Genomic DNA, 11,770 nt, shown 5'->3' with positions numbered 1-11,770 from the left:
CGAGTGGTGCGGCCGTCGGGTGGCCGCGGCTATGGAGTCGCGGGCGCCAGCGGTGGAACCGCCTTCCGCGCTCTCTCCAGTGCCTGGTCGGGCCACCACTGGCCGGCGGCCGGGGTGACGATGCCGTACGCCGGGTCCGCCGGTCCCGAGGTGCCTCGGGTGCACTGGCCGTTGGAGAACCCCGGGCTGTTGAGCCAGAGCAACGCGTCGGTCAGCGGCCGCCCGGTGCCGGCGGTCGGCCGTGCCCCGGCACCTCTGCCGGGAGGGTTGCACCATTCGTCCGGCACCGGGAACCGCCCGGCCGGTGGCTGCCACTCGCCCGCACCGTTCCGGCTCGTGTCGACGATGAAGTGCGGCAGGCCGGGCGCGTCGTCCGGCACGGCGGCCAGAGCCGCGTCGGCGCACGAGGCCGTGGGCGACACCGTCCTCAGGTGGACGCACCTGGACAGCTTCGCGGCGTAGGCGAGCGAGCGATCGGTCGGGCGGTAGCCGACGATGTTGACGTAGAAGCCGTCGGCGCGGGCCGCGCCCGCGTTGACCAGCCGGTCGGCGATCTGCGTGAACGCGGGCCATCCCGCCAGCCCGCCGTCGAGGTAGACGGCGGTGTCGGCCAGGCCGGTGAGGGTCTCCACGGCGTAGGAGAGATCGCCGTACCGCTGGACGGCGGCGGCCTCCCCGCCCTGCGGGCATTCCGGGCCGCCGGGTATCCGCGCCAGGCCGCTGGGCTCCAGGGCGACGACCGCGGGCCGGTTCCCGATGCCCTCGGCCACCGCGTCGATCCACGCCCGGTAGGTCTCGGTGTTCGGGGCGCCGCCGTTCCAGCAGTCACGTCCCGGGATGTAGTTGGTGACGAACACCGGAACGGTCCGCTGCCGGTCCGCCTGGGTGACGGTCTCACGCACCGTGCGGGAGACGTCGGCGGGCGAGCCACCGGCGAGCCAGATGGCCTGGGGGACCTCCGACATGGCCCGCATGAGGGCGGCGTCGGCCGTCCTGCCCTGGGCCGACCAGGTCCGGGCCTGCCGGGCCGCGTCGGTGTCCGGCTGCGTGTAGAACCGTACGCCGTCGGCGCGCAGCGGGTTCTCGCCGGGGAGCTTCCGCCACCGCGCGCCTGCGTCCGCCGCGACGGCGGGGGTCCGCATGGACAGGCTGGGAAGCAGCGGGCCGCGGTCGGCGGTCGCCTGGATGGTGAGGACAGTGCCCGCCGTCACCAGGGCGAGCGCGGCGCCGGCCCACACCCATCGCCTGGACGTGGCCCGGCGGCGGCGTCGGCGGCCCCTGCCCGGCTCGGGAGCGGTCGGCTGACCCCTGGAATCGGTGCGGGGGATCTTGATCCCGGGCGCTTCGGACGGAGCGCCCGGTGGCTCGGACCCGCGCGCCACGGGCGGAACATCCCGGGAGGCGCCCAGGCGCGCCACGGGCGGAGTGCCCCCGGCCCGGGGCGGCGCGAAGGCGGGTGAAAGGCGTTCCGTCGTGCCCCCGGCCAGTGCGTCCACGATCTCCGCGGCCGTCGGGCGCTCCGTCGGGTCCTTGCTCAGCGCGCGCCGCACCAGGTCGCCGAGGACGCCCTCCAGCTGAGGGAGGACGGGATCGTCGTGGATCACCCGGTAGAGCACCCCGTGACCCGCCCCGGTGCCGAAGGGCGGCTTCCCGCAGGCCGCGAAGACCACGACACCGCCCCACGAGAAGACATCCGAGGCCGGCGTCGCCGACCCGCGGGCCTGCTCCGGAGACATGTACGCCGGCGTGCCCATCGCGGTGACGGAGAGGGTGGTGGAGTCGGCCGAGAAGGCGAGGCCGAAGTCGATGACCTTCGGGCCCACGGGGGACAGCAGCACGTTCGACGGTTTGAGGTCCCGGTGGACGACGCCCGACGCGTGGATCGCCCCCAGCGCGACCGCCGTGCTCATGGCGAGTCCCTCGAGCGCCGAGCCCGACATCGGCCCCCGCTCCATGACCGCGCGGTACAGCGTCGGCCCCGGCACGTACTCGGTCACGACGTACGCGGTCTCGCCGTCCACATCGGCCTCGAGCACGGGAGCCGTGGAGAAGCGGGCGACCCGCCGCGCGGTCGCGACCTCGCGGCGGAAGCGCCGGCGGAACTCCGGGTCACCGGCGAGGTGCCGGTGGATGACCTTGATCGCCACCAGTCTCCGCCCACGGCCCTCCGCGAGGTAGACGATGCCCATCCCACCCTCGCCGAGCCGGCGGATGACGCGATGGCCGCCGACCCACGGGGGGTCGTCGCCGGTTCTCCTGTCCACCGCGTCGCCGTGCTTGGTGCCGTATGCCATCGCCCGCCCATCTGGAAAGACGCCGGGGTCCTCCGGAGACCTGAACGCAACAGGACTTCGGCAAGAGGTACGGCTCCGGCGGCACCCGGGTTCAGGTGCCGCCGGTAAGAGGCGTGCTTACTCCACCTCGATCGGCAATTCGTAGATCTCCGAGGTGGGGTGTCCGGCCTTCTCGTGCACCCGCTGCACCGCCTCCTTCGACGGTCCGGACGACAGGCAGAACACCTTGCCGGACTCGGGGTCGAGCCAGGCGCGCTCGAAGTGCACGCCCTCCTCGCCTTCGACCGCGAGGTCGCGCTCGTGAGCCTCGCGCAGCTGCTCCTCGGTGACGCCGACGAACCCGCTGTGCACATCCATGAACTTCGCCATCGTGAACTTCTCCCTCGGTCTCCCCTTCTCTGTTAGGAGGGCGTTCCATCCCGTTCCATCGCCATCCGCTCCGGAGCGCGCAGGACACAGCGAACGAGGTGCTCCTCCCCGTACGTGGGGACCTCGCCGGCGCACGCGTCGGTGACGTACGGGCAGCGGTTGCGGAACAGGCACCCGCCGGCGAGGGGCGGCCCGTTCCTGCGCTCCTGCCGGGGTGGCCGCTCGCCCTCGTGCGCCGCCCAGGGGTCCGGGGCGGCCTCGGCCAGCAGCCGGGTGTACGGGTGCCCTGGCGTGAGGATGACGTCGTCGGCCGGGCCGCGTTCGACGATCTGCCCCCGGTACATGACCATGATGTCGCGGGCGAAGTGCCGGGCGGTGGCCAGGTCGTGCGTGACGTAGAGGACGGCCAGGTCCTCCTCGCTCTTGAGCCGGTCGATCAGGTTGAGGATCTCCAGCCGGATCGACACGTCCAGCATCGAGACCGGCTCGTCGGCCAGCAGCACCTTGGGGCGCGGGGCCAGCGCCCGGGCGATCGCCACCCGCTGCCGCTGGCCGCCGGACAGTTCGTGCGGATATCTGCGGGCGAAGGCGGCGGGCAGGTTGACCCGCTCCAGAAGTTCCTCGGCCGTGCCCGGCGTCTTGTGGATCTCCAGGGGGCGGCGCAGGTGGTAGCCGATCGTGTGGGCCGGGTTGAGCGACGCGAACGGGTCCTGGAAGACCATCTGTACGTCTTTGCGGTAGTTCGAGGTCTCCAGCAGGATCTCGCCAGAGGTGGGCGTGACGAGCCTGGCCAGCATGCGGGCGATCGTGGACTTGCCGCTGCCGCTCTCCCCCACCAGCGCGGTGGTCGCGCCGGAGCGCAGGCCGAAGGAGACGTCGTCGACCGCCCTGAGGCTCTCCTTCCTGGACAGTTTGAAGGTCTTGCTCAGGTGGCTGACCGTCATCGACGTCACGGGGTCACCTCGTGCTCGGCGTACTCGAAGCGGCGTTCCAGCAGGCGCCGGTCGGGGCGGGCGGGGTGCAGCCTGCGGTCGTACTGCAGGCAGGCCACGAAGGAGTTCTGGATCGAGTCGAGTTCGGGCTCGTATACATGGCAGCCCTCGAACGCGTACGGGCAGCGGGGCGCGAACGAGCAGCCCGTCACCTCCTTCGACAGGTCGGGCGGGCTGCCGGGGATGCCGTGCAGCGCCTGGCGTTCGCCGCGCAGGCTGGGGAAGGAGTTGAGCAGGCCCACCGTGTAGGGGTGGCGGGGCCGGAGGAGGGTGTCCTTGCTGGTGCCGTACTCGACGATGCGGCCGCCGTACATGATCGCTAGATGATCGCTGATCTCCAGCAGCAGCGACAGGTCGTGGGTGATGAAGACGACGGCGAAGCCGAACATCTCCCGCAGCCGGTCGATCTCCTCCAGGATGTCGCGCTGCACCACCACGTCCAGCGCCGTGGTGGGCTCGTCCAGGACGACCACGTCGGGGTTGAGCGCCATCGCCATCGCGATCAGCACCCGCTGGCGCATGCCCCCCGACAGCTCGTGCGGGTAGGAGCCGATGCGCCCCGGGTCGATGCCGACCAGCTTCAGCAGTTCGCGGGAGCGCTCCTCCCGCTCGCGCTTGGACATCGACGGCTCGTGGGTGGTGAACACGTCGTGGAGCTGGTGCCGGACGCTGAGCACGGGATTGAGCGCGTTCATGGCGCTCTGGAACACCATGGCCACCCGCCGCCAGCGGAAGCGCCGCAGCGCCTCCCCGTCCAGGGCGAGCACGTCGATCGGGTCGCCGTCCTGGGGGTGGAAGACCACCTCGCCGGAGGTGGTCCTGCCAGGTGGCTGCAGCAGCCGGTTGATCGCGTACGCCAGCGTCGACTTGCCGCAGCCGCTCTCGCCCGCGATGCCGAGGACCTGGCCCCGGCCCAGCTCGAAGCTGATGTCGCGGACCGCGCGGGTCTGTCCGTAGGCCACGCTCAGGTTGCGTACGGACAGAACGGTGTCGTTCATGCGGCCGCCTTTCGCAGTCGCGGGTTCATCAGTTCGTCGATGCTGAAGTTGATCAGCGAGAGCCCGGTGCCGAGCGCGGCGATGCACAGCCCCGGCGGAACGAACCACCACCAGGCGCCCAGCGAGAGCGCGGAGCCGTTCTGGGCGAAGTAGAGCATCCCTCCCCAGGAGGTGACGGAGCCGCCACCCAGGCCGAGCGCGGACAGCCCCGACTCGGTGAGGATGGCCCCGATCACCGCCCAGACGAACCCGGAGGCGATGACGGGGGTGAGGTTGGGCAGGATGTGGAAGATCATGATCCGCCAGCCCGGCTCGCCGCTCACCCGGGCCGCGTCCACGTAGTCGCGATTGCGCAGCGACAGGACCTGCGACCGGATGACCCGCGACGGGCCCGCCCAGCTGATCAGGGAGATGATCAGGGCGTAGGTGATCGGGCCGCTGTCCTCGACGTAGTCGGCGACCACGATCAGCAGCGGCAGTGTGGGGATGACCAGCGTGACATTGCTGAGCAGGGAGAACGCCTCGTCCAGCCAGCCGCCGACATACCCGCCGACGACGCCGACGATCAGCGAGGCCGCCGTGGCCAGCACCCCGGCGACCAGGCCGATCAGCATCGACCCGCGTGTGGCGTGCAGCAGTTGGGCCAGCACGCTCTGCCCGGTGTCGTTCGAGCCGAGCCAGAGCTGCGCCGACGGTGGGTCGAGCCGTCCGGCCACGAGGGCCTCGGGGTCGCCGACCAGTATGGGCCCGATGACGGCGAGCGCGACGAAGAAGCCGACGATCGCCAGGCCGGTGACGAGCTTGCCCGATCTCGGCAGGCCGAGCAGCCGGTCCCGGGGAGCGGCCAGGCTCACAACAACGGTCACCTCAGCCCGCCTTCCGCACTCGGGGGTCGATCAGCCCGTACAGCAGGTCGACCAGGAGGTTGGCGGCCAGCACGGCCGCCGAGATCATGAGGAAGAGGCCCTGCATGAGCGGGTAGTCGGCGCTACCGACGGCCTGCAGCAGCGCGAAGCCCACGCCGGGATAGGAGAAGACCACCTCGGTGGCTACCTGACCGCCGACGAAGAAGCCGAGCGTGATCGCGAACCCGGTCACGCTGGGCAGCACGGCGTTGCGCGCCGCGTACGCGATCATCACCCGGCGCGGGCGCAGCCCCTTGGCCCGCGCCATGACCACGTAGTCCTCGGCCATGGTCGAGACCATCATGTTGCGCATGCCCAGCAGCCACCCCGCGACGCCGGAGATCACCAGCGTGAGCGCGGGCAGCACGCCGTGGTAGAGCACACTGCCGATGAAGTCGCCGGTGAAGCCCATGCGCACATGGGCGTAGTCGTAGGCGCCGTTGAGCGGGAACCAGCCGAGCCCCCCGCCCAGGAGGAAGAGCAGGAGCAGCGCCAGCCAGAAGTACGGGATCGCGGCCAGGAACGTCGTGGACGGGATGAGGCTGTCCAGCCAGCTCCCCCGCCGCCACCCGGCCACCATGCCCAGCCCGACGCCCAGCCCCATCGTGATCAGCAGCGAGATCGAGACCAGCCCGAGCGTCCAGGGCATCGCCTGGCCGATCACCGTGGTCACCGGGGCCGGGTAGTAGGTGACGGAGGTGCCCAGGTCGCCGGTGGCCAGGTGGCGTAGGTAGGCGAAGTACTGGATCCACAGCGGGTCGTCGCTGACCCCGAACATGACCTCCAGAGTCCTGCGGAACTCCGGTGGCGGCGGTTGCCTGGTCTGGAAGCGCGACAGGATGATGTCGACCGGGTTGCCCCTGATGAGGCGCGGGATGAGGAAGTTGATCGTCAGTGCCGCCCACAGCGCCACCGCGTAGAACCCGAGCTTGCGCCAGAGATATGCCATGTGACTACTGCGCCGGCTGGAGGTTCTTGGCCACGATGCCGTTGTCGGGGTGGGAGAACGGCAGACCGAGCGCGTACGGGTTCTGCTCGCTGGGCCAGCCGGTGACGTTGGTGGTCCGGAACTCGGCCAGGGAGCTGGACTGCTGCAGCGGGATGTAGGGCAGATCGGCGACGACCGCGTCCTGGATGGTGTAGATGGCCTGCTTGATGGTGTCCGCCTGCTCCGGCGGGGTGTTGGCGACGAGCTCCAACGCGTCGTCCACGGCCTGGTTCTTGTAGCGGGCCATGTTCTGGTTGGCCGGGGGCATGCTCTTGCTGTTGAGGATGTTGTTGTACATCTGGAACGGGAGCGGGCCGCCCCAGGCGTTCCACAGCATCGCCTGGAAGTCGCCCTTCTGCTGGATGTCGACGAAGGCGTTGAAGGAGACCTCCTTCGCCTTGAACTCGATGCCGACCTCCTTGAGCTGCTGCTTCATGACCTGGGCGGCCGAGATGTAGTCGGTCCAGCCGGTCACCAGATGGCAGGTGATGGACAGGCGCTTGCCGTCCTTGGCGTAGTAGCCGTCGCCGCCCTTGGCGTAGCCGGCCGCCTCGAGGATCTGGCGGGCCTTGTCCTGGTTGTACGCCAGCTTCAGCGAGGCGTACTTCGGCGAGACGTAGTCCTGGAAGAGCGGCAGCACCAGGCCCAGCGGGCTGACCGGCTTGCCGAGCCCGGCGAACGCCAGGTCGATGATCTTGTCGCGGTCAAGTGCGACGTTGACGGCCTGGCGCACGGCCAGGTCGTTCAGCGGCGCCTTGGTCAGGTTCGGGATGAGGTTGGTGATATAGAGGTGGGCCTCGTTCTTGTACTGGTTGTGCTGCGGGTCCTTGGCCACGAACTGCTTGTCCGGCTCGGGCATGAACATCCCGGCCCAGTCGAGCTGCCCGGCGACCAGCGCCTGCATGGAGGCGTCGTTGTTGTTGTACGTCCAGAACCGCAGTCCGGCGATCTTGGGCTTGCCGGTGTCCCAGTGCAGGGGGTTCTTGACCAGGGTGTAGCTCTGCGGCGTGAACTCGCCCATGATGAACGGCCCCGTGCCGACCGGCTTGGTGTTGGTCTCCTTGCTCGGCTTGTCGATCTTCTCCCAGATGTGCTTGGGCACCATGTAGGTGGGGGCGCCCGCGACGTCCGACAGCTTGGTGTACATCCGCTCGGTGAAGGTGATCTTCACCTGGGTGGGGCTGATGACCTGGGCGTCCTTGATGTTGCTGCCGGCCGCGTTCAGGTCCTTCTTGTCCCGCCGGTAGAGGAAGTTGAACGCCACGTCCTCGGCGGTGAACGGCTTGCCGTCACTCCACTTCACGCCCTCGCGCAGGGTGAAGGTGAGCGACCTGCCGTCGTCGCCGAACTCGTACTTGGTGGCCAGCAGCGGCTGGACGTCGCCGGACTTGGACTGGTTGAAGAACATCAGCGGCTCGTAGATCATCCCCCACGTGCCCATGAGGTTGGGGACGCCTTGGACCAGTGGGTTGAAGTTCTCGGTGAACTGGCCGGTCGCGGCGGCGACGTTCACCATCACGTCCTTGGCGGCGCCGCCGCCCGGAGCCGATGCGGAGGTGGGGGCGGTGCTGCCGGCGGTCAGCGGCACCCCGCCACCCGAACAGGCGGTGAGTACGGCAAGCGCGGCGCCTGCCATGATCGGCTTGACTCTCATCTACATCTCCAGGTGGGGGGTATGGGCATTCACCCAGGTGATCGGCACACTCATTCCGATGTCGCGATTGAGCCGGAATCGATGGCTTTCGCCGGGCAACAGCGTGATGAGCTGGTCGTCCACCTCGGCGTCGGGGTGGACCCGGTCAGGGAAGATCGCCAGGTCCCGGACCAGCGTGTGAGCGTCAACGGTGACGTCACGCCCCTCGACCGTGACCGTGCACCGCCCCTCGGGCAGGTCGAGGTCCTTGTCCGGCAGGAAGAACCACAGCGCCCGGCGCTCCCCCGCGCGCACCGCGACCAGCTCTCTGGCGGGGTCGGCCGGCTCACCCACGCCAAGGGGCACGGTGACCGCGCCGCGCGGCGCCACCTCGATGGCGAAACTCTCGGCCTGGAGCTCCGCGCCGTCCACGCCGAGCCTCGCGGCCACCGCCGTGCTCACCCACGGCTCGTCGGTGTCGTTGACGGCCACCAGGGCCAGCCCGCCGTCGCGCGGCTGCACGGTCAGCAGCCGGTCGGCGTATGCCCGGCGCAGCGCGTGGAACAGCGGTTTCCGGCGCCCGTCGCCGTCGATCGCGGACCACGACGTGACGGGCCAGCAGTCGTTGAGCTGCCACACGATCGTGCCCGCGCAGTGCGGCCACAAGGACCTGAAGTGCTCCACGCCGAGCTGGATCGCCCTGGCCTGGTTGACCTGCGTCAGGTAGTGCCACTGGTCGAAGCTCGTGGGCGGCGGGAAGTGCGGCTTGAGCCCGGCGGCCAGCTTGAGCTCGCCGTCGATCGCCTTCTGGTGGTGCCGCATGCCGGGCGAGTCGGGCGTGAGCGGCTCGTCGCCGATGGCCCGCCTGATGGTCGCGTACGTGGCGGGCCCCTGGAAGCCGAACTCCGAGACGAACCGGGGCCGGTAGTCGCGGTAGGCCGTGTAGTCGCGTTCGTTCCAGACATCCCAGATGTGGATGTTGTGGTGGTCAGGGTCGTTGGGATGCAGGTCCATCGACCCCGAGTACGGGCTGCCCGGCCAGTACGGCCTGCCCGGGTCGAGCTCGGCCACGATGCCGGGCAGCAGGTCGAGGTAGTAGCCCGCGCCCCAGCTACGCCCGGCCAGCTTCTCGCGCCAGCCCCAGTCGAACAGGCCCCAGATGTTCTCGTTGTTGCCGCACCACAGGGCCAGGCTCGGATGCGGCATGAGGCGGGTGACGTTCTCGCGGGCCTCGGCCTCGACCTCCGAACGCAGCGGCTCCTCCTCCGGATAGGCGGCGCAGGCGAACGCGAAGTCCTGCCAGACCAGCAGCCCCAGCTCGTCGCACAGGTCGTAGAAGTCGTCGCTTTCGTAGAGCCCGCCGCCCCAGACACGCATCAGGTTGACGCCGGCCTCGCACGCCTGCGCGAGCCGCTCGGCGTAGCGGGCGCGGTCGATCCTGGCCGGGAAGCAGTCGTCGGGGATCCAGTTGACGCCCTTGGCGAAGACCGGGCGGCCGTTGACCTCGATCGTGAAGGCGCCGTCCGCCGTGTCCAGCGCGACCGTCCGGAATCCGATCTTCGACTGCCACACGTCGAGGTCGTCGCCGAGTGTCACGGTCAGCTCGTGCAGCGGCTGCGCGCCGTACCCGCGAGGCCACCACAGCTCAGGTTGGGGGATTTCGAGCTCAAGCAGCGCTTTGTCCGCTGGGAGCGCTCCCATGACAGACCTGCCGCAGACACTGGCGGTGATCAGCAGCTTCTCCTGTACGGCCCGCTCGACCTCGACGTGCACGGCGACCCGGGCGACGCCGTCGGCGACGCTCACCACCGGCCGCACGGCGGTCAGCCGGGCACCGCTCCACTCGTGCAGCCCGATCGGCTTCCAGATGCCGGCGGTGACCAGCGTCGGCCCCCAGTCCCAGCCGAAGTCGCAGGCCATCTTCCTGATGAAGTTGTAGGGCTCCGTGTAGGCGCTCGGCCGGTCTCCGAGCTCCTCCTTCAGCCGCTCGGCGTACTCCCGCGCCGGCCGGAACGTGATCGCCAGCCGGTTGCCTCCGACACGCAGCGCGTGGCGGACGTCGAACCTGTAGGAGCGATGCATGTTCGCGGTCTCGCCCACGAGAACACCGTTGAGCTCGATCGCGGCCACGGTGTCGAGCCCTTCGCAGACCAGGTCGGTGTGCTCGTGCTCGGTGCCGTCCCAGGAGAACTCCGTCTCGTAACGCCACTCGGTACGGCCCACCCAGGCCACGCGGGTCTCGTTGTCGTCGAGGTAGGGATCCGGGATCAGCCCGGCGGCGAGCAGGTCGGTGTGCACGCAACCGGGCACCGTGGCCGGAGCCCGCACGTCGCCGCTCGCCGAGCGGACGATCCAGGATTCATGCAAGGGGCGCAACGGGGTCATCAACCCTCCGGACTTGAGCAGCGGGGATTGGCTGCCATGCCATCACTAAACCCGTTTAGTTGCAATGACTGATCGCGCATATTTCCACTCGGTTACTGAACCGATTCAGCGCAGGGGGCGGTGCTCCCCCTGTCCACCAGGCGCGGCTCGGCCTGCCGCGAGTCGGCGACCTCCCGGCCCTGGACCAGGTTGAGCAGCGACCGGGCGGCCTGGGCGCCGAACGCGGCGATGTCCCTGCTCACCGCCGTCAGGTGGGGCCGGGCCAGCAGGCACAGGGCGGAGTCGTCCCAGGCCACGACGGACAGCTCGGCGGGCACCGAGATCCCCGCCTCGCGAGCGGCGGCGGTGCCCGCCACGGCCATCACGTCGTTGTCGTACACGATGGCGGTCGGCCGCCCCGGCCCGCGCAGCAGGTCGAGGGTGGCCCGCTCGCCGCTCTCGCCGCTGTAGTCGGCGTACACGGTGACGGCCGCCACCCCCAGCCTGGCGGCCGCCGCCCGCATCGCGTCGGTCCTGACGCGGGTGTGCCTGAGTTCCTCATGCCCCGCGACCCTGGCGATCCTGCGGTGCCCCAGCCCGGCCAGGTGCTCCATCACGACGCCGATCGCGCCGGCGTCGTCGCTCCAGACGGCGGGCAGCCGCCCCGTCCCCTCCGGTCCGCCGATGACCACGGCGGGCAGCTTCAGCTCCTCCAGCACGGCGATCCGTTCGTCCTCGGCCCGCAGATCGACGACGAACACCCCGGCCACCCGGTGCTGCGCCCACCATTTCCGATAAATCGTGATTTCGTGCTCAGGGTCCTCGGTCATCTGCAGCAGCAGCCCGACGGACGCCGCCGACAGCGTGGCCTCGATGCCGGAGATCAGTTGCATGAAGAACGGCTCCAGTCCCAGCGTGCGCGCCGGCCGGTCCACGACGAGACCCAGCACGTCGGGCCGCCCGTCGAACAGGGCCCGCGCCAGGCTGTTCGGCTGCCAGCCCAGCTCGGCGGCGATGGCCTGGATGCGGCGGCGGGTCTCGCTGGAGACACCGGGACGGCCGTTCAACGCGAACGACACCGCGCCCTTCGAGACACCGGCCCTGCGGGCGATGTCGTCGATCGTGGGTCGCTTCATACGGCCGTCCCTGGATTTACCGGTTCACCGCCGTGGTCCGGTGACGCGGAGTTTACTCCAGGGGGCCAGATCGTCCGGCGCCAGTCGCAGC

At 70.1% G+C, this 11,770-nt stretch carries 9 protein-coding genes; all 9 read right to left on the bottom strand.

Annotation, left to right across the window (positions count from 1 at the left end):
* Positions 1 to 29: 29 nt before the first annotated feature.
* Positions 30 to 2,294, bottom strand: a complete 2,265-nt coding sequence (locus tag AB0F17_RS05580) for a glycoside hydrolase family 6 protein (protein WP_358016723.1) — start codon at positions 2,292 to 2,294, stop codon at positions 30 to 32.
* A gap of 117 nt (positions 2,295 to 2,411) precedes the next feature.
* Complete coding sequence (locus tag AB0F17_RS05575) at positions 2,412 to 2,663, bottom strand: SCO4226 family nickel-binding protein (RefSeq protein ID WP_214640333.1); 252 nt, start codon at positions 2,661 to 2,663, stop codon at positions 2,412 to 2,414.
* Between the two features lie 32 nt (positions 2,664 to 2,695).
* The gene (locus tag AB0F17_RS05570; RefSeq protein WP_358017367.1) at positions 2,696 to 3,607 is read right to left on the bottom strand and encodes an oligopeptide/dipeptide ABC transporter ATP-binding protein; all 912 of its coding nucleotides are present in this window, start codon (positions 3,605 to 3,607) and stop codon (positions 2,696 to 2,698) included.
* Positions 3,608 to 3,612: 5 nt separating this feature from the next.
* Positions 3,613 to 4,653, bottom strand: a complete 1,041-nt coding sequence (locus AB0F17_RS05565; RefSeq protein WP_358016720.1) for an ABC transporter ATP-binding protein — start codon at positions 4,651 to 4,653, stop codon at positions 3,613 to 3,615.
* Entirely contained in the window at positions 4,650 to 5,519 is an 870-nt protein-coding gene (locus AB0F17_RS05560; RefSeq protein WP_358016717.1) for an ABC transporter permease, read from the bottom strand. Before AB0F17_RS05560 ends, AB0F17_RS05565 begins: the two co-directional genes overlap by 4 nt.
* A gap of 1 nt (position 5,520) precedes the next feature.
* Positions 5,521 to 6,507 (bottom strand): ABC transporter permease, encoded by a 987-nt coding sequence (locus tag AB0F17_RS05555; RefSeq protein WP_358016714.1) that lies wholly within the window; start codon positions 6,505 to 6,507, stop codon positions 5,521 to 5,523.
* Between the two features lie 4 nt (positions 6,508 to 6,511).
* Entirely contained in the window at positions 6,512 to 8,200 is a 1,689-nt protein-coding gene (locus AB0F17_RS05550; RefSeq protein ID WP_358016711.1) for an ABC transporter substrate-binding protein, read from the bottom strand.
* Complete coding sequence (locus AB0F17_RS05545; RefSeq protein ID WP_358016708.1) at positions 8,201 to 10,564, bottom strand: glycoside hydrolase family 2 protein; 2,364 nt, start codon at positions 10,562 to 10,564, stop codon at positions 8,201 to 8,203.
* 92 nt (positions 10,565 to 10,656) lie between these two features.
* The gene (locus AB0F17_RS05540) at positions 10,657 to 11,679 is read right to left on the bottom strand and encodes a LacI family DNA-binding transcriptional regulator (RefSeq protein ID WP_358016705.1); all 1,023 of its coding nucleotides are present in this window, start codon (positions 11,677 to 11,679) and stop codon (positions 10,657 to 10,659) included.
* Positions 11,680 to 11,770: the final 91 nt, after the last annotated feature.

It is taken from the genome of Nonomuraea sp. NPDC026600, assembly GCF_040638335.1.
Taxonomy (GTDB): Bacteria; Actinomycetota; Actinomycetes; order Streptosporangiales; family Streptosporangiaceae; genus Nonomuraea.
This window is presented reverse-complemented; position numbering and strand designations above follow the sequence as displayed.